The sequence below is a fragment of the Flavobacterium sp. FlaQc-57 genome, from assembly GCF_044007395.1.
In the GTDB taxonomy this organism is placed as follows: domain Bacteria; phylum Bacteroidota; class Bacteroidia; order Flavobacteriales; family Flavobacteriaceae; genus Flavobacterium.
Genome location: NZ_JBIPDA010000004.1, coordinates 413,196 through 437,117 on the forward strand (window position 1 = coordinate 413,196; position 23,922 = coordinate 437,117).

Below are 23,922 nucleotides of genomic sequence, written 5' to 3' on the forward strand. Positions count from 1 at the left end.
CTTAAAGCTAATTTTTAATAATCGGCTAAAGTTGAGGTATTTTGAGCTAAAGCGTTTGCCAGCTGATCGTTGTTTGGCGCTTTACCATGCCAAGCATGAGTGTGCATCATAAAATCTACACCGTTACCCATTTCAGTATGTAATAAAATACAAACTGGTTTTCCTTTTCCGGTTCTTGATTTAGCATCATTCAAACCTCCAAGTATAGCATCAATATTGTTTCCTTCTTTAATATCGATAACATCCCAATCAAAAGCTTCGAATTTAGCACGAATGCTTCCCATTGCTAAAACTTCATCAGTTGTACCATCAATTTGTTTACCGTTAAGGTCGATAGTTGCAATAAGATTGTCTACTTTTTTTGCAGAAGCATACATGATCGCTTCCCAGTTTTGACCTTCTTGTAATTCACCATCACCGTGTAAAGTATAAATGATATGATTGTCACCATTTAGCTTTTTTGCTTGTGCAGCACCAAGAGCTACAGATAAACCTTGTCCTAATGAACCAGAAGCAATACGAACTCCAGGTAATCCTTCATGAGTTGTTGGATGTCCTTGTAAACGTGAGTTTAATAATCTAAAAGTTGCAAGTTCTGAAACAGGGAAATAACCACTACGTGCTAAAACGCTATAAAATACAGGAGAAATATGACCGTTTGAAAGGAAAAAAAGATCTTCTCCAATTCCGTCCATATCAAAACCTTCTTTACGCTCCATAATATTTTGGTACAGAGTAACCAAAAATTCAGTACAACCTAAAGAACCACCTGGGTGACCTGAGTTGACAGCATGTACCATTCGAAGAATATCTCTTCTTACTTGGATAGTTAAATCGCTTAATTGTTGTGTGTTAGGCTTCATTTTATGTGTAAAAGTTAAACTGTTGCAAAAGTAAATTTTATTTTGCGGGCTGACAAGTGATTTTTTGCTTTAGTTTACTGGAATTGTTAAATTTTCCTTCTTTTTTTATTGATCTTAAATAAAACTAAAGCCTTTGTTATAGTGTATAAAGTTTTGCCACAGATTAAAGAATTAAATCGATGTGTAAAAAATCGCAGTTAATTATTTAATCTGTGGCAAAAAAAAATGTTGTTAAGTAATTGTAGTTCTTTTGTTTAGTTTGTGTCGCTTTCGCTGTAGTAATTGTTTTCTTCATCTTCAGAGCCTATTTCTTCTTGTTGATCGTCAAGTTCAGATCCGGGAACGTCCAAGTCATCTCCAAGTTTGTTTTCTTTTTCAATATTGAACGTGTTTTCATTCCATTCGCCTTCTTTTTGGACGATTGCTTTTCCGTTGCTAATATTTTCCGGGTCAATGTCTTTTGCTTTTTCTTCCTTATTATAAATATCTTCTGATGAAGGGTAATCTAATTGCTCCAGATTTTTTTCGATTTCATTTTCGTCTATTTGGTCTTTTTCTTCTGAATTTATCATGATTTCTATCTTTAAATTGTTTTATAAAGTTACGAAATCAAAGGTTTTGAATTGTTATATTTTTTGAATCAGGATATTGTAGTATTCACATTAAAAAAGAAAAAAGATCTCACTGTTTAAATATTTAATTGCCAAATCTCTTTCCATGTAATCAGCTGAATATTGTTCTCTTTAAGTTTTGATTTGCATTCATTACTTGTAAAAAAATCAAAATCAATTTGGCGCCAAGCCGAGCCAAAGTTGGGGTGATTTATAGTAATACCTTGCATTTCTCGATCATCAAAAGCAGGATGAAGTAAAAATACATTGAAACCTGGTTGGATATTATCCAGTGCTTTTGCATAAGAAGATCTCAGTTCTCCTTTTTCGAAATCTGAAAAGTGACCAATTAAAAGATTGTCGGTCAAAAGAGTATCTTTAAAGTTGTATTTTTCAGTTGATAAACTAATAGATTTTACAAATTCTTTATTGATAAAAACGGGTAAATTATAGGTTCTGCCAAGTTCTTTGTAGATTTCTAAAATTTCTGGAGTCACGCCAATGCTGCACATATGCGAATCGAGATGCGTAGGATTAATACCAAATTGCAAAGCTTTATCGATTTGAGCTATGAGTTCTTTTTTTATTTCTGCCGGTTTTGCATTGTCTTTAAAATCTTTTCGGGTTTTGTAAAAATAGCCGTGTTGATCAACTAAACTTGAAACTTCTGTAATAGGAAGAACTGGCCCGAATTTATAATTTTCCCATTCGCAAGTCAGTGTTAAATGTATTCCGCAATCATAGCTTGGATTGTTTTTGGCAAATGTTGCCATTTCAAAAAACCACGGACAAGCAACCATAATACTGTATGAATTTACAGATCCGGTTTCAAGTGCTTTTATGGTAGCTTGATTTTCTGAATGAGATAATCCTGCGTCATCTGCATGAATAATTAATAGTTTGGCATCTTCGGGATATCCAAGTTTTTGAGCTAAGTTCATTTTACTTTGTTTTTTGCACGCAGATTTTGCAGATTAATCTGATTTTATATCTTGTGATTTTATCAAATTTAAAAATTTCAGGGTAATGAGCATTCTTTTTTTTTTGCGTTAGGGATAAAAGCGATATCCTTTTGTGATCAATCTCCGGTCTTGTTTACTAAAGATGTTTTCTGGAACAAAAGATTTAGCGGATAGCCCGGCCCTTGGGAAACGCCCAAAAAAGGTTGGAAATTAAAAGTTAACTGTTAGAAGTTTTTTGTTTTAGGTTTCAAGTTTGATGTTCCTTTTTTGAGATGTTTTGGTATTATCTCATTTTCTAATTGACAAATTGTCGAATTGATTAAAATTTCCTCAAATTAGCCTATCTTTGCCGACTGAAAAAAGACACAGATGAAGTTTGATTTATTACAAAAAGATCCGCAATCTAAAGCAAGAGCGGGAAGTATAACAACAGATCACGGCGTAATTGAAACGCCTATTTTTATGCCGGTTGGAACCGTTGCGTCTGTAAAAGGAGTACACCAACGTGAGCTTAAAGAAGATATTAATCCGGATATTATTCTGGGAAATACATACCATTTATATTTACGTCCGCAGACAGAAATTCTTGAAAAAGCAGGAGGATTGCATAAATTCATGAATTGGGATCGTAATATTTTGACAGATTCTGGTGGATATCAGGTTTATTCTCTTTCGAATAATAGAAAAATTAAAGAAGAAGGGGTAAAGTTTAAATCGCATATTGATGGTTCATACCACTTTTTTTCTCCTGAAAGTGTAATGGAAATTCAGCGTACTATTGGAGCTGATATTATCATGGCTTTTGATGAGTGTACACCTTATCCTTGCGACTACAGATACGCACAACGTTCAATGCATATGACGCACCGTTGGCTGGATCGTTGTATCAATCATTTAGATAAAGTTCCTTATAAATATGGTTATGAACAAACGTTTTTTCCGATTGTTCAGGGAAGTACTTATAAAGATTTACGTCGTCAATCTGCAGAATATATTGCAAATTCAGGACAACAAGGAAACGCTATTGGTGGTTTATCAGTAGGAGAGCCTGCAGAGGAAATGTATGCAATGACAGAAGTAGTTTGTGAAATTCTTCCTGAAGACAAACCGCGTTATTTAATGGGAGTAGGAACTCCTATAAATATATTAGAAAATATTGCGTTAGGTATTGATATGTTCGATTGTGTTATGCCAACTCGTAATGCCAGAAATGGTATGTTGTTTACAGCAAACGGAACAATTAATATCAAGAATAAGAAATGGGAAGCTGATTTTTCTCCGATCGACGAAATGGGACATACTTTTGTGGATACTGAATATACAAAAGCATATTTACGTCACTTATTTGCTGCCAATGAATACCTTGGAAAACAAATTGCAACGATTCACAATCTTGGTTTTTATATGTGGTTGGTTCGTGAAGCCAGAAAACATATCTTAGCAGGAGATTTTAGACCATGGAAAGAAATGATGGTTAAAAATATGAGTCAAAGACTATAAGAAGTTTCATGTTTTTTTAGTTTCAAGTTTCAAGTTACTCTGAGTGGCCTGAAACTTGGAACCTGAAAATTGAAACAACAAAAAACAAAAAAAATCTATGTTAACGATAATAGATAAATATATTTTAAAAAGATATTTAGCCACTTTCTCGGTGATGATCTTATTATTTATTCCGATTGGAATTGTAATTGACGTCTCTGAAAAGGTGAATAAAATGCTGGAAAACAAAATTCCGTTTACTGCAATTGCCATCTATTACTATAATTTTACGGTTTATTTTGCAAACTCTCTGTTTCCGATATTTTTGTTTTTATCGGTAATCTGGTTTACTTCAAAATTGGCTAATAATACTGAAATTATTGCGATTTTAAGTTCTGGAATTTCGTTTACGCGTTTTCTGCGACCTTATATTATTGGTGCTTCGATCGTTTCTGTTTTTGTGCTTTTAATGGGATTTTTTATTGTTCCTGCCGCCAGCGAAGGTTTCAATAATTTTAGATATACCTATTTAAAAGGAAATGGAAAGCAATTAATGCGTGGTGAAAACACAAATGTATACAGGCAAATTAATGACAACGATTTTATTTTTGTAAATAGTTTTAATGAAGAGTCTAAAACGGCTTTTAATTTTACTTTAGAGCATTTTGAAAAAGACCAATTAACGTATAAAATTACTGCTAGTCGTATAAAATGGGATCCTAAAAAGAAGATCTATATTTTGTATGATTATACTAAAAGAACACTTGGAGAACTGAATGATAAGATAGAAAAAGTGCCGGAAAAAAATGTTGCGTTCAAGTTTGAACTGGCAGATTTAACTCCGGTTGTTTACATTGCAGAAACACTTCCGCTTGGTAAATTAATCGATTTTATTGAGAAAGAACGTAAAAGAGGTTCAGGAAATATTAATACATATTTAGTAGTACTTTATAAAAAATACAGTGTACCGGTTTCGGCTTTCATTTTAACAATTATCGCCGTGGCTGTTTCGTCAATGAAGCGTCGTGGCGGAATGGGAACGAATCTTGCCATTGGTATTGCAATTGCCTTTTCATTTGTGTTTTTTGATAAAATATTTGGTACTCTTGCCGAAAAATCTACTTTTTCACCTTTATTAGCTGTTTGGTTCCCAAATATTGTTTTCGGAATTTTAGCGGTGTACTTATTACGTAATGCGAAACGATAATTTAAAAAGTTATTTAAATCTTCATTTAATTGTTTTTATCTGGGGTTTTACAGCTATTTTGGGCGCTTTAATCACGATTGACGCTGAAAACTTAGTTTGGTTCAGAATGCTTCTTGCCGGAGTTTTTCTTGGAGCTTTTATTGTATATAAAAAGCAGTCCTTTGTGATTTCGGCAACATCTTTTGCTAAACTGATTTTTGTTGGATTGCTTATTGCACTGCATTGGATCTTCTTTTTTAGAGCCATTCATGTTTCTAATGTTTCAATAACACTTTCTATATTTTCTCTCGGTGCATTTTTCGCTTCTTTACTCGAACCATTATTTTATGGCAGAAAGATATTATGGTATGAAGTTTTCTTTGGGTTAATAATTATCGCTGGTTTAGCTTTAATCATGCAGGTCGAAGTGAAATATCTTCACGGAATGTATTATGCTTTAGCGTCAATTATATTAGGAGTTTTATTTACTTTAATGAATGGTAAATTGATTTCAGATCATGAACCGTCTGTTATTACATTCTATGAGTTTGGAGCAGGGGTTTTCTTTATTTCTATTTATTTTTTAATACAAGGAAAATTCAACGCTGATTTCTTTACAATGTCATTAAATAATTGGATTTTATTATTGGTTTTGGCTTCAGTTTGCACCGCTTATGCGTTTACAGCTTCTGTAAAAGTCATGCAAAAATTAACTCCTTATACAGTAATGTTAACGACTAATTTAGAGCCGGTTTACGGAATTATGCTGGCTTATTTTATTCTGGGAGGAAAAGAAAAAATGAGTACAGAATTTTATATTGGCGCTCTTATAATTGTTATTACAGTTATTTTAAATGGCGTTTTTAAACATTATAAAAATAAGAAAGAAGTGTAATAGTTTCCTTATTTTTAAATTACAATTTAATAGTTTACTAACAATTAACTGTGCCAATGATATAATATTTTTATATTTGCGGTTCGATTTACAAACAAAATTCAAAAATCCATGGAATATTTAGATTTTGAGCTTCCAATCAAAGAACTAGAAGAACAGTTAGAAAAGTGTGTTATTATTGGAAAAGAATCTGATGTTGATGTAACACCAACCTGCAAGGAAATCAACAAGAAATTAGAACAAACTAAAAAAGAAATATACAAAAATCTTACAGCTTGGCAACGTGTTCAACTGTCTAGACATCCAAATAGACCTTACACTTTAGATTATATCAGAGCAATTTGCGGAGATACATTTTTAGAGCTTCATGGAGACAGAAATTTTAAAGATGATAAAGCTATGGTTGGCGGACTTGGAAAAATAAACGGACAGTCGTTTATGATCGTAGGTCAACAAAAAGGTTTTAATACAAAAACACGTCAGTACCGTAATTTTGGTATGGCAAATCCTGAAGGATACCGTAAAGCTTTGCGTTTAATGAAAATGGCAGAGAAATTTGGAATCCCGGTTTTAACTTTGGTAGATACTCCGGGTGCATATCCAGGACTTGAAGCTGAAGAAAGAGGACAAGGAGAAGCGATTGCCAGAAATATTTTTGAAATGGTTCGTTTGCAAGTGCCAATTATTACCATTATTGTTGGTGAAGGTGCTTCAGGAGGAGCTTTAGGAATTGGTGTTGGAGATAAAGTTTATATGCTAGAGAATACTTGGTATTCTGTAATTTCGCCAGAATCATGTTCTTCAATTTTATGGAAAAGCTGGGAGTATAAAGAACGTGCTGCTGATGCTTTAAAATTGACTTCATCAGACATGAAAAAACAAAAATTAGTTGATGATGTAATTCCTGAGCCGTTAGGTGGAGCGCACTATGATCGCGAAACTACTTTTAAAACGGTTGCTGAATACATTACTAAAGGATACAACGAATTGAAAGACTTATCAACAGCCGACTTAATTGCCCAAAGAATGGACAAATATAGTAAAATGGGTGAGTATAAAGAGTAAATTCTTACAAATTAATACAAGATCCGAAGCCTTATCGTTTCGGATTTTTTTTTGGTTATCAACAAAAAAAACTTATTTATAAACAATTAATAGTTATAACTCGATAGCGATCTTTTTTTAAATTTCGCTACTTTCGCCATATGGAAAATTTCAAAAATGTAAGCCCTGCAAAGGGAAATAAACCCTCAATTATTAATTTAGAAAAAGGAAAACTTCCTCCGCAAGTGCTTGATTTAGAAGAAGCTGTGCTTGGAGCGATGATGATTGATAAAAAAGGAGTTGATGATGTAATTGATATTTTGCAAGGGGATGCCTTTTATAAAGAGGCGCATAAATATATTTTTGAGGCAATCGTTCAGCTTTTTACAGAAACGCAGCCAATTGACTTGCTGACAGTTTCAACTCAGCTGAAAAAGAATGGAAAATTAGAATTAGCCGGAGGAGATTTTTATTTAATTCAGCTTACGCAAAAAATTGCATCTTCGGCGCATATTGAATTTCACTCGCGTATCATTCTTCAAAAGTTTATTCAAAGAAGTTTGATTCGTATTTCTACCGAAATTATCGAAGCATCTTATGATGAAACTGCTGATGTATTTGATTTGCTTGATCAGGCCGAATCAAAATTATACGAAGTAACACAAGGAAATATAAAACGTAGTTCTGAAACTGCTCAGAGTTTAGTTCTTCAGGCTAAAAAGAAAATTGAAGAAATTGCCAAACAAGAAGGTTTAAGTGGTGTTGAAACCGGTTTTCATAATCTGGATAAACTGACTTCAGGATGGCAGCCCAGCGATTTAATTATTATCGCAGCGAGACCTGCGATGGGAAAAACTGCCTTTGTACTTTCAATGGCTAGAAATATTGCTATACAGTACGGGCACGGAGTAGCTTTATTCTCTCTGGAGATGGCCTCGGTTCAGTTAATTACAAGGTTAATTTCGTCAGAGACAGGTTTGTCATCAGAGAAATTACGTACAGGTAAATTAGAACCTCATGAATGGGAAATGTTGAGTACCAAAGTGAAAAACTTAGAAAAGGCCCCTTTGTTTATTGATGATACACCATCACTTTCTATTTTCGATTTAAGAGCAAAATGTCGTCGTTTAGTTTCGCAACATGGTATCAAGATTATTATCATTGATTATTTGCAATTAATGACAGCCGGAGGAAATAATAAAGGAGGAGGAAATCGTGAGCAGGAGATTTCTACAATTTCCCGAAATTTAAAGGCCTTGGCAAAAGAGCTAAACGTTCCGGTAATCGCACTTTCGCAGTTATCGCGTGCCGTTGAAACGCGTGGATCTAGTAAGCGTCCGTTGCTATCGGATCTTCGTGAATCTGGAGCTATTGAGCAGGATGCTGATATTGTTTCGTTTTTATATCGACCAGAATATTACAAAATTGAAGAATGGGATGATGATGAAGCATCGCCAACAGCAGGTCAGGCAGAGATTATGATCGCGAAACACCGTAATGGTGGTATCGAAAACATTCGTTTGAAATTTATTGGTCACCTTGGTAAGTTCGATAACCTTGATGATTTTTCTGGTAGTTATGACGATTTACCATCAAAAATGAATCATGATGAGAATCCGTTTATTACAAAAAACCTTCCGTCACCAAATGAAGCTTTTGGTAGTAATCTGAATGATGATGATGATGATAGCGATGTTCCTTTCTAAATATAATAAAAAAGCCTTTTAAAAAGGCTTTTTTTTATGCTTAATGTTAATTTTTTTGATAAAATTAATTAGCTTAGCCAAACCATTTAACATTTCTAATACTATTAACTAATTTAATTTGTAAATTATGGAAGAAGAAAAATTTCCAGGACCTATTAAAGTCACATTACCAGTTGCTAAAGAGTGGGAAAAAAGGTACGATGACGATACCACCATCGAAGACAGTAAGAAAAAAGTAAAATCTTTTTTAATACCACGTGAGAGTTTAGAGTTAGTATTGAAGCTTGATACCACAGCAGTTCGTGCTTATATTGGTATTAATGATGATAAAGAGAAAACATTGCTTTTTGTTGGAGCTCAATATGACCCAGAAACGAAAAAGTACTTAGATGTTTATGGACCGCCTCCAGGAATAGATGAATGCGATGGAGATCCTATACCACTTGTTTATGATGGTACACGTCCAAGTCCTCCATTTTAATTCTATAAAAAATAAAAGGTGATAGATTTTTTAATTTACTCAGGTTATTTGGTTTTATTATTAAATCTTATACTATTTTCATATAGCTTTTTCCGAAAGGAAAAAGCTAATGTTTTTCTTGTTTCTTATTTAGCGTTTGCATTTGTAATGCAGTGTTCACTGGAATTATTGTACCGTATCGAGATCAATAATTTATTTGCAGTCAATATATTTTTTATTGGTCAAATGATATTATTGGGATTGTTTTACAATTCATTATTGCCAATAAAGAGTCAAAAGATTTTTGTAAAAAGCGCTCTTGTTATTGCATTATTTTTATTAGCAGGACAATTTGTTATGGATTCAAGCCAATTTTTAAAGTTTAATTTGTTTGAAATTACCTTGACCTCTTTACTTATAGTTTCTTTTGCTTTGTTGCATTTTTATAATATGCTTACGGAAAACAAGAAATTTTATTATGTTAGTTTTGGTACTGTGTTTTATCTATTAGGATGTACAGTATTATTTTTAATTGGAAATTTTTCTACAGGACTTAGTGACAACATAAAATATCTAACTTGGATGCTAAATGCTTTTTTATTTTTAGTATATCATTTATTTATTTTATACGAATGGAAAGTCAGTTTCTACAAAAAAGTAAATTAAGAATACTTCACTTAGAAAAAAGTTTTAAGTGAATTCTGAAAAATTAAAGATTTTTTTACTCTAATTATTTGAATGTTTTTTATTGTATCGATTGCATAAAATAATTTATATGATTTTGATAGAGATAATTCTAAATAGTAAGCGTTAATATGAGTAGTAATTCAATTCATGATAAAGAAATTGTCGCAATAATTTTATACATATCATGTTTTTTCATGATGCTTGCCGTTTTTCTAATTGTATTTTTCTACTTCTCCAGAAAGAAAATTATTCAAAAAGAATTAGAGAAAAGAGATTTAACCTTACAATATCAAAAAGAACAACTGCACGCTATAATTGTCACGCAAGAAGAAGAGCGAAAAAGAATTGCTCAGGATTTGCATGATGATATCAGTTCAAAACTAAATATTGTTTCTTTAAACAGTCATTTGTTAACTTCTCCTAATTTAACAGAAGCAGAAATAAGTGAAATAACTGAAAATATTATTAGCCTTACTACAAAAGCACTCGAAAATTCCAGAAAAATTGCACATAACTTATTGCCTCCTGTTTTTGAGAAATTTGGATTAAATGCAGGTGTCGAAGAATTATGTGAAGAATTTGAAAGTAGTAAATCAGTAAAAACATATTACAAGAACGAAATTGATTTTAATGATCAAGATATTGACCGGCATTTGCATGTTTTTAGAATTCTGCAAGAATTGATGAACAACTCTTTGCGTCATGGAAAGGCAACTGAAATATCGATAGCTTTTAAAAATATAGATGGAGTTCATACCTGTACTTATGAAGATAATGGAGTTGGTTTTGATAGTAAAAATGCCGAGAATCATAAAGGATTAGGTATGAAAAATATCGATAGCCGTGTTTCGTTTTTAAATGGCTCAATCGAAATAAAATCGGAAATTGGTAATGGTATTGATGCGATTTTTACCTTTTAATTTAAAATGTAACAATAAAATCACTTTTTGTCCAATATAATGGGGTGCTTCGGTGGTTTTTTGCATCATATTTTGTAATTTCGGCAAACCAAACGACCAAAATCAAACCAAAATGAATGCCGCTATTAAGATTGCTTTAGTCGATGATGAAGTTTTATTCCGAAAAGGAATTTCTTTTTTATTGCAAAGAGAAGATAATATCGATATTGTTTTCGAAGCTTCCAATGGAGAGGAATTACTTTCTTATTTGAATGACAATGAGATTAAACCTGATATTATTGTCATGGATCTGAAAATGCCAATCTTAAACGGTGTTGAGGCAACAAAAATTATTCGAAAATCATTTCCTGAAATTAAAATAATTGCTCTAACAAGTTACGACACAAAATCGTTTGTAGCAAATATGATACAGGTTGGAGCTGTAGGTTATCTGATAAAAAATACAACGCCAAAAGATTTGATTTACACTATTAATGAGGTGGCGAGAAAAGGATTTCATTATAATGAAAATGTATTGCGAACAATTAAGGAAACTATTGTTTCGACAAAAAATTCAAAAGGAAATTTGGAGACAGGTTTTCTTTCTCCACGCGAAATAGAAATTCTACAACTTATCTGCCAGCAAAAAACTACTTCAGAAATTGCTGAGCATCTTTACTTAAGTCCGAGAACAGTAGAAGGACACCGCAATAATTTACTTCTTAAAACCGAATCCAGAAATATAGCCGGATTAGTAGTATACGCGATTCAGAACGAAATTGCAGTTATTACAATTTAAATTTCAGCTGGTTAAAAACTGAATAGACAATACGTAGTACAAAATAATAGTGAGAACAAGAACACACAAACCTATTTTTTGCACTACATTTAATCCCTTTGGTTGATTATTACTATCATTAAACTTCATGGTTTTGGTTTTTTATTGATTAGTTTGATGATCTGGGATAGCAAATGTATGAATTATGTCTTCATTTAAAATAGGTGTTTTTACGTGATTTTGGCGAAAAGAAACTCAATTTTAATGTCAGGTTTTTATTTAACATTTAGAAACTTATAAAACAGAATTATCTATCGTGTTTTTTAAAGCTTCCTTTATATCTTTACTAAAACAATTTTCTAATGAATAAGTGCTTAGTTTATATTTTCATATTTCTACTATCATTCTCAGCAAAAGCCTCGTTTATCTTACTTCCGATGGACGAAACCACACAGCAAAATCACTTAAAAGCTTACGGAATAACTTATTGGTGTTTAAGTAAAGATTATAAAGCAAGTTGGTTGCTCAATTATCGCGGAGGTTCTTTTTTACTGCCTGATGCAGATGAAATTAGAAAAGAATGTAAAATTCGAGGAGTAAGTTTTGAAATTATTTCAGATAGTGAAGAAGCCTCGATTTTAAATGAGATTTCGAGCCCTTCTCAAAATATGGAATCTGTCATTCTAGAAAAAGCACCAAAAATTGCTGTTTATACTCCAAAAGGAAAACAACCTTGGGATGATGCTGTAACATTAGTTTTGACTTACGCTGAAATTCCTTTCACACCAATTTACGATGAAGAGGTTTTAAATGATCAATTATTACTTTATGATTGGTTACACTTACATCATGAAGATTTTACCGGACAATACGGGAAGTTTTATTCCGCATATAAAAACACTCCTTGGTACATAGAACAGAAAAAAGATGCCGAAGCTTTAGCTGTGAAATTAGGTTACGCGAAAGTTTCGCAGGAAAAAGGAGCTGTAGCAAAAAAAATAAGAGATTTTGTTATTGGCGGCGGATTTATGTTTGCAATGTGTTCTGCAACTGATAGTTTTGATATTGCATTAGCTGCAGATGGTGTTGATATTTGTGAAGCAATGTTTGATGGAGACGCAAGTGATCCTAATTATCAATCGAAGTTAAATTACGGAAATTCATTTGCGTTTAAAGATTTTACGCTTGAAAGAAGACCAGAAGTATACGAGTTTTCAGATATAGATATGACATCCAAGCGTAGAATTCCAATGGAAAAAGATTATTTTAGTTTAATGGAATTCTCTGCAAAATGGGATCCAATTCCTAGTATGTTATGTCAAAATCACACGCAATTAGTAAAAGGATTTATGGGACAAACAACCTCATTTGATACTAATTTCATAAAATCAAATGTTTTAGTAATGGGTACGTGTGAACTTAATGGAGAGTCACGATATATTCACGGTGAAAAAGGAAAAGGAATGTTTACTTTTTTTGGAGGCCATGACCCGGAAGATTTTCAACATCAAGTAGGAGATCCTCCAACAGTTTTAGATTTGCATCCCAATTCGCCAGGTTATCGTTTAATACTGAACAATGTTTTATTCCCTGCTGCAAAAAAGAAAAAGCTTAAGACTTAGATTAATTCAGTGAAAATTCAAACCAAATCGGAATATGATCGGATATTTTTCTGGCTTCTTCTAAAGATTTGAATTTTGTGTGAAGCGAAATTATTCCCGAATTGATGTATTTTAAAGATTTTGATTGATAGAAAATATTGTCAAATTCAGAAGCGAGACAGTTTAGACCTTTACATTGTCTTTTTAATGTCGTTTTTTGATTTTGTAAAATCGAAGTGTATCCCATTTTCTTTAAAGGGTTGAAGACCGAATGTGATTGAGGGCAGTTAAAATCTCCCATAAAAACCAAATTCAGAGTTGGATATTCTGTGGGTAGAAATTTAAAGTATTTTATTTCTGTTTCAGGTTGCTTTTTTTTGGTAATAGCATGAAAGTTAACCAGGGTTATTGTTTTGTTATTGATTTCGAATGTTGCAAAATAAGGTTCTCGGTCAATTTCCAGGCTGTATTTTTTTTCAAGCCACGGACTTCCTTTAAGTTTAGCTTTGCTAGTTTTCCAAATAAAAGCATATCGTTCGGTTTTATAACTGCTGCTACTCGTTGGATCACTAATCGTATAATCCCATTTTGATCCTTTTTCATTTAATAACGTTGCAAGTTTTGCGACAGCCTGAGCGCCGCCATAGCCCGCAACAACTTCCTGGATTGCTATAATATCATAATCAAGAATGGTGGAAGCAATGTAATTTAACTCAAAGTCAGATTTTGATTTTCCAAAATTTTCTAAATTCCAAGACAGAATTTTAGTTTGAGAAAAGGCTACTAATGTAAAAAAGAAGAGAACAAAACTTAGAAAATTTTTCATGCTGTATTAAAAATGTCAAATATAGGAATTTCTAAATACGAACATTATGGTTTATTTGTATTGACAATTTTTAGAATAAAGATTGCTATTTTACAGTTTGAGTTTTTTACTGGAATTAATTATCAAATCATTTTGTCTGTATTTGTGATATACCAATGGAGTATAATGATGATACAAATAAATATGATCAAAATTATTTTTTTCTTATTCATGGAAGTCTGATAAGTTCTAAAAATAAATGACTTTAATGTTTTTTGTATCTGTTTTTCAAGGCGGTTCCTATAATGATTATTTGTAAAACAAGGAGGGCGGGGATGAAAATGATTTTCCAATCTACCTCTAACCATCCTGTTTTTTCAGAAACGAAAGCAAAACTTAGAGATAGAAAAACACAGAGTAGCATGGTTTTCATAATGATTTTATTTTTGGTTGTATTAATTTTTGAAACAAATCTGTGTTTAAGATTTCTTTCAAAACTAACGTTGTTTTTGGGTTTCATTTGTAGGTTAATAGATTCTACACAAATTTATATGGATTAAAATCTAATTCCTTACGGAAACCCGTAAACAGTACAAATTTAAACTAAGCCAAAGTCTTTTGCGATTGCAATTAAGTGCACATTATTGTTTGCCTTAAAGTAAATTTTTAGTTTGTTAATACGTTTTTCGATACTACTAGTTCCATTTGGAGTGATGGATGAAGCTTTAAATTCGTTCGAAATGTTTTCTAAAATATATCCTTGAGCTAAAAGTTTTAAAATCGAAATATCATAAGACTCAATTTCAATTAATGCCTTATCGTTAAAACTAAAAGATAAATCTGAAGAAAGTATTTTTTCTTCATTTCTAAAAGTTCCTTCGATTGCTTTTCTCAATTCATTAATGCTATTTCTTCCTTTAGAAACGTACGCATTAATTCCTAAATCATTAAAAAGTGATTTTATACGGAAGGATTTATCCTCAATCGAAAATACTATTTTCTTTAATTTGGGTTGAAATTCATTTATAGCTTCTATAAGATCTTCTCCGGAGTTTAGGTTTACTTTACGATGATCTGTTTTAAACGACAAATCGGTAATTAATAAATCGTATGGTTCATTGTCGAGTAAAGCTTTTTTAATTTTTAGTAAACCATCATCACAATATTTTACATGGTGAATTATAGGAACTTTCAGGTCTTCAAGTACTTGAATAACGGCTATACTTATACTATCTAAATCTTCGGCAACTAAAATTTTTTTAAACATATTGTAGTGTTTATAAAGGGAATGTGAAACTTAATTTAAAACTACTATGAGATTCATTGTCAAAAATAATAGTTCCATTTATAGTTTTAATACGGCTTTCCACATTTTGCAATCCATTTTTGAAAATTATTGGATTATTTTTTTCTCTAGTACCATTATCTGTATAATTTACAGCTATGTTTTTATTTATTATTTTAAAAGTGATACTTACTAAAGTCGCATTACTATGCTTTTTCATATTAAAGAATAATTCTTGTAAAACTCTGTACAATATTATTTTTTTGTTTTTGTCTATTTGGTCCCATGAAATTACGTTTAAACCATTCAATAAAATGTTTATGTCTGGAGTTTTAAATCCTGAAATCATTTCTTTTAGGCCAATATGATATAGCTCATTGGTTGTTATAAGACTATTTTCTTTCGAAATGTTTCTTGTTTTGGAGTACAAAGCATCTAAATTATTTAGTAAGTATTCTTTGTTTTCGTTTTCTTCTAAATCTTTAGTTTGTGCAAATGCTCTGGTTTGGTAAAGATCGTTTGCCAATTCATCATGCAGTTTTTTCGAAATTCGCATTTCACTTTTAAGAATTTCTTCATTTTTTTCTTTTCGACTTTTCAACTTTAAATGTAAATAAAGAAAAAGACTTAATAAAGTCGTAAAAACTATAATGATATATGAAATGATATTGCGTTTTTTTTGACGTTCCAAATGCAATTCATTAGCAGTCTTCTCATCTTTTAGCTGTAAGTTTTCAGACCTGTCTTGTTTTGAATAGTATTTAATTCTCGCAAATTGTTTCTTTGATTTTTTCTTTAAAGTTGTGATACTGTCGGCAAGCTGAATAAATTTTAGGGAATACTTTTTCACATCATTCCCTTTGCTGGTTTTGGTTAATAATTTTAAGCTTTGTAATTTATTAGAAGCATCATTTAATTTATTTGAAAAGACATATGCTTTTTTTGCATAAGTATTGGCTAATGGCTGGTTGGTATTTTGAAAATATTCAGCCAAATGCAGGTAGTTATATAAGAGCCCATTATATTCCTTTAGACGAAGTTTGATAGCGAGACTTCTTTTGTAATAATCTAGCGCCTCAGGTTTTCCTTGTTCTCTGTAACATATCCCTATATTATCTAAAATTCTAGAGTATTCATTGTCATTTAAGGTAATGTCATTTTTACAAATTGTTTTAATTTTTGAGATAGGAATAAGTATACTCTCGGCCAGTTTGTACTTTTTTTGTTTGATATATATTAAACAAATACTATTTAAGACAGCTATTTTTCTATAATTGCTTGTTTTTAGATGTAGCGCTTTTGTATAATAAAATAGAGAATTGTTGTAGTCATATGTATAATAATAATTGGCACCAAATTGTCCGTATACATTTGCGGCAAAACGTGGTTTTTTTATCTTTTTTAGATGCGGAAGGGTTTTGGTTAATAATATTTCGCTAGCTGTAAAATCACCTAAAGATTGTTCGACAGAGGCCATGCAAGTAAGAGCATATACATAATCGACGTAATCAGTTCTAGTATCGCAAAGTAATTGAGCTTCATTAAAGTAGTAATAAGAGTTCTCAAATCTGTAAGTATCAAATAAGATATCTGCTTTATCAAGTAGTTTTTTTATTTGAGCTGTATTGTCTTTTTTGTTTATCTGTATTTCGTTTTTGGTACATTTTATTAAATACAAAGAAATGCCCAAAATTAAAAATAGTAGGATTGCTAAAAAGTATTTCAAAACAGTTTTGTTTTGAAAGAATGAAATAAGCTTCTGAATCATTATAAAGGAAATTTTAAATAGACTTTAAAACCTTTTTCAGGTGCCGAATCAATATCAATTTCTCCGTTTATATTTAGAATCCTGCTCTCTACATTATGCAAACCATTTTTAAAAGTAATATTGAAAATGTTCACGCCTTTACCATTATCAATATAATTAATAAGAATGTTTTTTTCAGTTGTTTTAAAAGTTATGCCAACTAAAGTAGCGTTACTATGTTTTTTCATATTTACAAGTAATTCCTGTATAACCCTATAAATTGTTATTTTTTTATTTCTGTCAATTTTACACCAGGAAATAGAATCTAAACCATTTAAAATAATATTAATATTGGGAGTGTTAAAGCCGGAAATCATTTCTTTTAAATATAGAAGGTAATTTTCGTTCGTGATAATGGGATTGTTTTCTTTTGATATATCTCTTGTTCTGGAATAAATTGCATCAAGATTATTTAGTAATTGTTCTCTGTTTTCGGTTAAAGCCAAATTTTTATTTTCTGCAAAAGCCATTGTGTGATAGATATCATTGGCAAGCTCATCGTGTAGCTTTTTTGCAATTCGGGTTTCGCTTTTATATGTTGCTTCAATTTTTTCTTTTTTACCTCTGGAAGTTAAGTAGAAATAAAGAACCAATACTAAACTTAGACTTAAAGCAATGATGATGTATGAAACAATGTTTCTGTTTTTTTGTCTTTCAAGTTGCAGTTCATTTTCTGCTTTGTGAGTTTTAAGTTTTAGATTTTCGTCTTTTTCTATTTTAGAATCGTACTTAATTCTTGCAAATTGGTTTTTAGCTTTCTGTCTCACTTCAAAAATACTATCAACTAAATTAACATACATTGTAGAGTATTTTTTTAGTTCATTGTCCGAGGTAGATTTGATTAATAATTCTAATGCGGACATTCTATCTTGTGGATGATTTACGAGACTGGCCTTTTGGTAACTTAACTTTGCAAATTTTTTAGTCAAACTAGAATTTTTATTCTGATAGAACTTTGCCAAATGAAGATAGCTTATTCCTATTTCTGTATCGTTGTTTATCTCAGATCTGATTTTTAACGCCTTCTCTAAATATGTGATGGCTTCTGGATTGTCAATTTTATAGTAGCAAAATCCAATATTGTCAAGTGCTTTAGCATGATTTTCGGGAACATCGATTACGCTTTTTTTTGTAATCAAAGAAAGAAAAATTTGCAATGCTTCGACATATCTCTTCTCTTGCATTAAAACAGCAGCGATGTTGTTTTTAGCAGCTAGTTTTCGCCATTCGCTGGTATTTAGATTTAGTGCTTTATTATAATAGAGTAGCGCATTTTTTAAATCTGAAGTGTTTAAGTAGTTAGTTCCTAATATTACATAGGTATTCCAAGCGTGCTTAGGTTTTTTTACATATTTTAAATAGGGAAGAGCTTCAGTAACGGTTGTTTCACTGCCAATAAAATCTTCTTGATTCTGTTGGATATCCGCCATGTCGTTTAAAGTACTGACATAATTTTCAGAATCAGTTATCGGATTACAAATTAATTTTACCTTGTTGTAGTAAAAGAAAGCACTATCAAATTCTTTAGTGTCGTAAAATTGATCTGCAATGACAATTAGTTTTTTAACTTCAGTTTTTGTATCAGTTGGTTCTACTATAAATTTGGTCTTTTTTTGGCAGGAAAGAAGAAATATGAAGGTGAAAATTATGTATAGAGATATGAGTATTCTTTTTGGTATCATGCGCCAAAAATAAAGAATTTAAGTTCTTAAAAAAGAGTAGAAATACGGTATTTTATTTAATCTTTAATTTTTATCTTTTTCGTTGATTTATAAACAGATACAGGCAAAACCTTATGTGTTAAAGGTTTTGCCTGTATGGTTTTGTAAAATTAATCTTTATAATATTACACAGCTCTCAATCCTGTTGTAATAGCGAGTCTGTTCCAAGAGTTAATAGTAATGATTAACAAGATTATTTCAGCAAGATATTTTTCGCTAAAGAAGCTTGCGGCTTTCTGATAAACTTCGTCAGAGACATGATTGCTAATCATGGTAACCTGTTCTGTTAAAGCTAAAATTGCTTTTTCTTCCTCGGTAAAAACATCCGCTTCGCGCCATACGCTTGTTAAGTAAATACGTTGTTCGGTTTCGCCTTGTTTTCTTGCATCAGCGGTGTGCATATTAACACAAAAGGCACAGCCATTTACTTGTGAAGCTCTAATTTTAATTAATTCTTTGTGTGTCGGAGTTAGTGAAGTTGTAGAAATGTATTTTTCTAAATTCATTAATGCTTGGTATGCTTCTGGAGCAACTGTTGGAATAACGATTCTTGGTTTCATTTTATATGTTCTTTAAAAGTTTGATACAAAGATCATGGATATCTAATTTAAAAAACTTGAACTACTTCAAGAAATTTTCCCTGCCCTAATTTTACTCATAAACTCAGCAGAAAAATCCAGATAGGAGGCAAGCATGTATTGTGGGATGCGTTGAACAAATTCAGGATTGAGATTATTAAAGTGATGATACCTTTCCTCTGCTGACATTGTAAACAAAAATTTGATACGCATTTGTGCAGCGCCAAATGATTTTTGCGCAACGATTCGAAAGTAACGTTCCAGTTTTGGAATCTGAATTAATAAAGCTTCAAGAGTTTGTTTCTCTATCGCAATAACCTCTGAGTTTTCGATAGCCTGAATATAGAAATGGGATGGGATATGGTTGTGATAACTTAGATAATCGGTAATCCACCAGTTTTCAATTCCAAATTGAAGCGTTTGCTCAGTACCCTTAGAATTGATAATATATTGTCTCATGCAGCCTTTTGTAATAAAGTACATTGTGTTGCAAAATTGACCTTCTTTTAAAACATGTTCTTTTTTCTTAATGACTGAAATGTTCAAGCAAGATTCTAAAGTATCAATGTCTGAAGGTTCTAGTGTTATGAATTTTTCAATATGTTGAAAAAGTGCTTCGTACATTTTGATTGATTTGATGAAATACAAATATAGGTTTAAAAATCATTTTCTATAAGGTAGAATTTTGCAAACTCCTGTAAAAGCAAAAAACCACTCGCAAAGCGAATGGTTTTTCTATGATAAGTAAGTAATCTAAATTGAGTTTATAAAACGTTTATTTTACTTTGTTAAGTATTGCTTTGAAAGCTTCTGGGTGATTCATCGCTAAATCTGCAAGAACTTTACGGTTCAATTCGATTCCGTTAGCTTTTACTTTCCCCATGAATTGAGAATAAGACATTCCTTCCAATCTAGCTCCAGCGTTGATACGTTGAATCCATAATGCACGGAAATTTCTTTTGTTTTGTTTTCTATCGCGGTAAGCGTAGCACATTGCTTTCTCTACTGCATTCTTAGCAACTGTCCAAACGTTTTTACGTCTACCAAAGAAACCTTTGGCTTGCTTCATTATTTTTTTTCTTCTTGCTCTTTTAGCAACTGAATTTACTGCTCTTGGCATAATTTTAATGTGTTTTTGTAGCAGGCGTCCTGAATTAAATCAAAGGAACTTAAAAGCCATACTCCAAGGTTATATTTAAATGATTTTTAACCTAAAGAATTATTAGATAATTCTTAATTGTTGTTTGATGCTTTTCATATCTGTAGAGTGAACTAGCGCTGAGTGAGTCAAAGCTAATTTACGTTTTTTAGATTTTTTAGTCAAGATGTGACTTTTAAAAGCATGCTTTCTTTTAATCTTTCCAGAACCAGTAACTTTGAAACGTTTCTTGGCGCTAGATTTTGTTTTCATTTTAGGCATTTTTCCTAGTGTTTTAATTTATTCTTACTTACTTATATTTTTGTTTCAAGTTTAAGGTTTCAAGTTCAAAACTGAACACTGAGACTTAAAACTGAACACTATTTCTTCTTCTTCGGAGCAATGAACATAATCATTCTCTTTCCTTCCAAAACTGGCATAGCCTCAACTTTACCATGTTCTTCTAAATCTGTAGCCAAACGTAATAATAAAATTTGTCCTTGATCTTTATAGATAATAGAACGACCTTTAAAGAAAACGAATGCTTTTAATTTAGCGCCTTCTTTTAAGAACTTCTCAGCATTTTTTCTTTTAAATTCGTAATCATGCTCATCAGTCTGAGGACCAAATCTAATTTCCTTTACTACAACTTGCGTAGACTTAGCTTTTAAAACCTTATCACGTTTCTTTTGTTCGTAAACAAATTTCTTGTAATCCATGATTTTACAAACCGGCGGCTCAGCGTTTGGCGAAATCTCAACTAAATCCAATTCGAATTGATCTGCTAAACGTAAAGCTTCTGCAAGCTTAAATACACCTGGTTCGATGTTCTCGCCTACTAGTCTTACTTCTTGTACACCACGAATATTGTTATTTATTCTGTGTGCATCTTTTTTTTCTACTCGAGGTTGATAACCTCTGTTGCTTCTTATTGCTATGACTTTATAATTTAAGTTAAACTGTAAAAACTTTTAATGTCTTTTTTATTTCTTCGTTTACAATAGCGACAAATTCATCAATTGTAACTGTAATATTCCCTTTTCCTTCTTGACCATGACGACGAATAGAAATAGTTCCATTTTTCTCTTCTTCTTCACCTACAATCAGCATAAATGGTATTTTTTGCATTTCAGCATCTCTAATTTTCTTACCAATAGTCTCGCTTCGGTTGTCAATTAGGGCGCGAATTTCGTGATTTTCTAGCAAATCTAAAACTTTTTTAGCATATATTTCGTATTTCTCGCTCAAAGACAAGATTATAGCCTGTTCCGGCATTAACCAAAGTGGGAAATTTCCTGCTGTATGTTCTAATAGAATTGCTATAAAGCGTTCCATAGATCCAAAAGGAGCTCTGTGAATCATAACAGGGCGATGTAATTCATTATCAGCGCCTTTGTAAGTCAATTCAAAACGTTCTGGTAGGTTGTAATCCACCTGAATAGTTCCTAATTGCCATTGTCTTCCCAAAGCATCTTTTACCATAAAGTCAAGCTTTGGACCGTAAAAAGCAGCCTCGCCATATTCTACTACAGTATTCAGTCCTTTGTCAGCTGCAGCATTGATAATTGCATTTTCAGCTTTCTCCCAGTTTTCATCTGTACCTATATACTTATCTCTATTTTCTTTGTCTCTTAAAGAAATCTGAGCAGTAAAGTTTTCAAAGCCTAATGAGCCAAATACATAAAGCACTAAGTCAATTACTTTTTTAAATTCTTCGTCTAATTGTTCTGGAGTACAAAAAATATGCGCATCATCCTGAGTAAATCCTCTAACGCGAGTTAAACCGTGTAATTCTCCAGATTGCTCATATCTATATACAGTACCAAATTCAGCATAACGCTTAGGTAAATCTTTGTACGACCAAGGTCTTACATTGTAAATCTCACAGTGATGAGGACAGTTCATAGGTTTCAATAAAAACTCTTCGCCTTCAGCTGGAGTATTTATCGGCTGAAAACTATCAGCACCATATTTTGCATAGTGACCAGAAGTTACATAAAGTTCTTTCTGTCCAATATGTGGAGTAACTACTTGCTCGTATCCGGCTTTCTTTTGAGCTTTCTTCAAGAATTGCTCTAAACGATCTCTTAATGCTGCTCCTTTAGGTAGCCATAATGGTAAACCTGCACCAACTTTCTGAGAGAAAGCAAACAGTTCAAGTTCTTTACCTAATTTACGGTGATCGCGACGTTTTGCTTCTTCAAGAAGTTCAAGATATTCAGTTAAATCTTTTTGTTTAGGAAAAGAAGTTCCGTAAACACGTGTTAACTGTTTGTTTTTCTCATCACCTCTCCAATAAGCACCGGCAACGCTCATGATTTTCATGGCTTTGATAATTCCGGTATTCGGGATATGACCTCCACGACATAAGTCAGTGAAAGTTGAGTGATCACAAAACGTAATAGTTCCGTCTTCAAGATTTGAAATTAATTCAGTCTTGTAGACATTGTCTTTGTACATCTCCAAAGCTTCAGCTTTGCTAACAGGACGCATTTTAAATTCATGCTTTCCTCTTGAAATCTCCAAAACGCGATCTTCAATCTTTTTAAAGTCAGCATCAGTTATCTTTTGATCTCCAAAATCAACATCGTAATAAAATCCATTTGAAATTGCAGGTCCGAGAGTTAATTGAATTCCAGGAAACAATTCCTCAAGAGCCTGAGCCATTACGTGCGAAGTCGAGTGCCAAAAAGCTTTTTTACCTTCAGCATCATTCCATGTATATAATATAAGACTACCGTCGGTCGTCAGTGGAGTTTCGGTTTCTATAGTTGTACCATTAAAAGATGCAGAAATCACGTTTCTAGCAAATCCTTCACTAATGCTCTTAGCAACCTCCATCGGAGTTACGCCTGAAGCAAACTCTCTAATCGACCCGTCGGGTAAAGTAATCTTAATCATTGTTTATAATTTTGTGAATGCAAATATAACGCATTACAAAAATACATACAATACATATGTACATGTTTATGTTATAATATGTAGGAGAAAAATGTGTTATTGCGTTTGAGGGCGGTTGTGTGCTTTGTAATAGGTAGAATATTAGAGTTGTTATATATAAGTTTAGTTTTTCAGGAGCTTCTTCCCGCTATTGGCTCCAATCTTTTACTTTTTAAAGAAAAAAGCAAAAGGATTTGTGCTACTATCGGGGCTAGGGAGGAGGTTTTCAGAAGAAACAGTCCTTATATATAGGAGCAAAATCAAAATTCAGTACGTTTATCGTATAAACAAAGCTGGTAAAATTTGGCTTAGTGCTGTTTTCAAAGACAACTACAGGTAAAAAATGTAAAGTTTTTGTGGTAAAACCTTCTCGAATGGGTAGTTTTTTGAAAAAGTACAAAAAACTTCCTGATGTAAAAAACTTCAAACCAGTTACTTATGAAAAAGATGAGAAATAAGTGGGTTTTAGGTATTGTT

At 32.0% G+C, this 23,922-nt stretch carries 24 protein-coding genes; 10 read left to right on the forward strand and 14 right to left on the reverse strand.

Annotated features, from left to right (window positions below):
• Nucleotides 1–14: 14 nt before the first annotated feature.
• The 3 genes from ACHRVZ_RS15345 to ACHRVZ_RS15355 all read right to left on the reverse strand — a co-directional run bounded on the left by ACHRVZ_RS15345 (nt 15) and on the right by ACHRVZ_RS15355 (nt 2,415).
• Entirely contained in the window at nt 15–863 is an 849-nt protein-coding gene (locus ACHRVZ_RS15345; protein ID WP_395423548.1) for a transketolase, read from the reverse strand.
• Nucleotides 864–1,117: 254 nt separating this feature from the next.
• A complete protein-coding gene (locus ACHRVZ_RS15350; protein ID WP_395423550.1) occupies nt 1,118–1,435 on the reverse strand; it encodes a hypothetical protein in 318 nt (105 codons plus the stop codon).
• A gap of 116 nt (nt 1,436–1,551) precedes the next feature.
• Nucleotides 1,552–2,415 (reverse strand): polysaccharide deacetylase family protein, encoded by an 864-nt coding sequence (locus ACHRVZ_RS15355; protein WP_395423551.1) that lies wholly within the window; start codon nt 2,413–2,415, stop codon nt 1,552–1,554.
• 390 nt (nt 2,416–2,805) lie between these two features.
• On the opposite strand from ACHRVZ_RS15355, the gene tgt reads away from it, so the two are divergent.
• The 10 genes from tgt to ACHRVZ_RS15405 all read left to right on the forward strand — a co-directional run bounded on the left by tgt (nt 2,806) and on the right by ACHRVZ_RS15405 (nt 13,192).
• Complete coding sequence (gene tgt / locus ACHRVZ_RS15360) at nt 2,806–3,936, forward strand: tRNA guanosine(34) transglycosylase Tgt (protein ID WP_121329134.1); 1,131 nt, start codon at nt 2,806–2,808, stop codon at nt 3,934–3,936.
• Nucleotides 3,937–4,033: 97 nt separating this feature from the next.
• Complete coding sequence (locus ACHRVZ_RS15365) at nt 4,034–5,122, forward strand: LptF/LptG family permease (RefSeq protein ID WP_395423553.1); 1,089 nt, start codon at nt 4,034–4,036, stop codon at nt 5,120–5,122.
• Entirely contained in the window at nt 5,109–5,996 is an 888-nt protein-coding gene (locus ACHRVZ_RS15370; RefSeq protein WP_395423554.1) for a DMT family transporter, read from the forward strand. The genes ACHRVZ_RS15365 and ACHRVZ_RS15370 overlap by 14 nt, the downstream gene beginning before the upstream one ends.
• Nucleotides 5,997–6,107: 111 nt before the next feature.
• Nucleotides 6,108–7,061, forward strand: coding sequence for an acetyl-CoA carboxylase carboxyltransferase subunit alpha (locus ACHRVZ_RS15375; RefSeq protein ID WP_395423557.1), 954 nt, complete (start codon nt 6,108–6,110; stop codon nt 7,059–7,061).
• Nucleotides 7,062–7,201: 140 nt separating this feature from the next.
• On the forward strand, nt 7,202–8,746 hold the full coding sequence (dnaB, locus tag ACHRVZ_RS15380) for a replicative DNA helicase (protein ID WP_395423559.1): 1,545 nt from the start codon (nt 7,202–7,204) through the stop codon (nt 8,744–8,746).
• Between the two features lie 127 nt (nt 8,747–8,873).
• Nucleotides 8,874–9,227, forward strand: coding sequence for a hypothetical protein (locus ACHRVZ_RS15385; protein WP_395423560.1), 354 nt, complete (start codon nt 8,874–8,876; stop codon nt 9,225–9,227).
• Between the two features lie 18 nt (nt 9,228–9,245).
• Nucleotides 9,246–9,872 carry a hypothetical protein gene (locus ACHRVZ_RS15390; protein ID WP_395423562.1) on the forward strand — a complete coding sequence of 209 codons (627 nt, stop codon included), beginning with the start codon at nt 9,246–9,248 and terminating at the stop codon, nt 9,870–9,872.
• A gap of 149 nt (nt 9,873–10,021) precedes the next feature.
• Nucleotides 10,022–10,813 (forward strand): sensor histidine kinase, encoded by a 792-nt coding sequence (locus ACHRVZ_RS15395; RefSeq protein ID WP_395423565.1) that lies wholly within the window; start codon nt 10,022–10,024, stop codon nt 10,811–10,813.
• A 112-nt stretch (nt 10,814–10,925) separates the two neighbouring features.
• Nucleotides 10,926–11,591, forward strand: a complete 666-nt coding sequence (locus ACHRVZ_RS15400; protein ID WP_395423568.1) for a response regulator — start codon at nt 10,926–10,928, stop codon at nt 11,589–11,591.
• A 341-nt stretch (nt 11,592–11,932) separates the two neighbouring features.
• On the forward strand, nt 11,933–13,192 hold the full coding sequence (locus ACHRVZ_RS15405) for an asparagine synthetase B (RefSeq protein ID WP_395423570.1): 1,260 nt from the start codon (nt 11,933–11,935) through the stop codon (nt 13,190–13,192).
• Between the two features lies 1 nt (nt 13,193).
• Here ACHRVZ_RS15405 and ACHRVZ_RS15410 read toward each other — a convergent pair whose 3' ends face one another.
• The 11 genes from ACHRVZ_RS15410 to thrS all read right to left on the reverse strand — a co-directional run bounded on the left by ACHRVZ_RS15410 (nt 13,194) and on the right by thrS (nt 23,406).
• Nucleotides 13,194–13,997, reverse strand: a complete 804-nt coding sequence (locus ACHRVZ_RS15410; protein WP_395423572.1) for an endonuclease/exonuclease/phosphatase family protein — start codon at nt 13,995–13,997, stop codon at nt 13,194–13,196.
• 244 nt (nt 13,998–14,241) lie between these two features.
• Nucleotides 14,242–14,496, reverse strand: a complete 255-nt coding sequence (locus tag ACHRVZ_RS15415) for a hypothetical protein (RefSeq protein WP_395423574.1) — start codon at nt 14,494–14,496, stop codon at nt 14,242–14,244.
• Nucleotides 14,497–14,574: 78 nt separating this feature from the next.
• Complete coding sequence (locus tag ACHRVZ_RS15420) at nt 14,575–15,243, reverse strand: response regulator (RefSeq protein ID WP_395423575.1); 669 nt, start codon at nt 15,241–15,243, stop codon at nt 14,575–14,577.
• Between the two features lie 10 nt (nt 15,244–15,253).
• On the reverse strand, nt 15,254–17,029 hold the full coding sequence (locus tag ACHRVZ_RS15425; RefSeq protein WP_395423576.1) for a sensor histidine kinase: 1,776 nt from the start codon (nt 17,027–17,029) through the stop codon (nt 15,254–15,256).
• Complete coding sequence (locus ACHRVZ_RS15430) at nt 17,029–18,750, reverse strand: ATP-binding protein (protein ID WP_395423577.1); 1,722 nt, start codon at nt 18,748–18,750, stop codon at nt 17,029–17,031. The genes ACHRVZ_RS15425 and ACHRVZ_RS15430 overlap by 1 nt, the downstream gene beginning before the upstream one ends.
• A 164-nt stretch (nt 18,751–18,914) precedes the next feature.
• Nucleotides 18,915–19,349, reverse strand: coding sequence for a carboxymuconolactone decarboxylase family protein (locus ACHRVZ_RS15435; RefSeq protein WP_395423579.1), 435 nt, complete (start codon nt 19,347–19,349; stop codon nt 18,915–18,917).
• A 66-nt stretch (nt 19,350–19,415) separates the two neighbouring features.
• Nucleotides 19,416–19,991 carry a Crp/Fnr family transcriptional regulator gene (locus ACHRVZ_RS15440; protein WP_395423581.1) on the reverse strand — a complete coding sequence of 192 codons (576 nt, stop codon included), beginning with the start codon at nt 19,989–19,991 and terminating at the stop codon, nt 19,416–19,418.
• Between the two features lie 151 nt (nt 19,992–20,142).
• Nucleotides 20,143–20,487: a 50S ribosomal protein L20 gene (gene rplT / locus ACHRVZ_RS15445; RefSeq protein WP_041515545.1), complete on the reverse strand. Its 345-nt coding sequence runs from the start codon at nt 20,485–20,487 to the stop codon at nt 20,143–20,145.
• Between the two features lie 102 nt (nt 20,488–20,589).
• The gene (gene rpmI, locus ACHRVZ_RS15450; RefSeq protein ID WP_007810722.1) at nt 20,590–20,787 is read right to left on the reverse strand and encodes a 50S ribosomal protein L35; all 198 of its coding nucleotides are present in this window, start codon (nt 20,785–20,787) and stop codon (nt 20,590–20,592) included.
• 98 nt (nt 20,788–20,885) lie between these two features.
• On the reverse strand, nt 20,886–21,437 hold the full coding sequence (gene infC, locus ACHRVZ_RS15455) for a translation initiation factor IF-3 (protein ID WP_072974136.1): 552 nt from the start codon (nt 21,435–21,437) through the stop codon (nt 20,886–20,888).
• A 22-nt stretch (nt 21,438–21,459) separates the two neighbouring features.
• Complete coding sequence (thrS, locus tag ACHRVZ_RS15460) at nt 21,460–23,406, reverse strand: threonine--tRNA ligase (RefSeq protein WP_395423583.1); 1,947 nt, start codon at nt 23,404–23,406, stop codon at nt 21,460–21,462.
• Nucleotides 23,407–23,922: the final 516 nt, after the last annotated feature.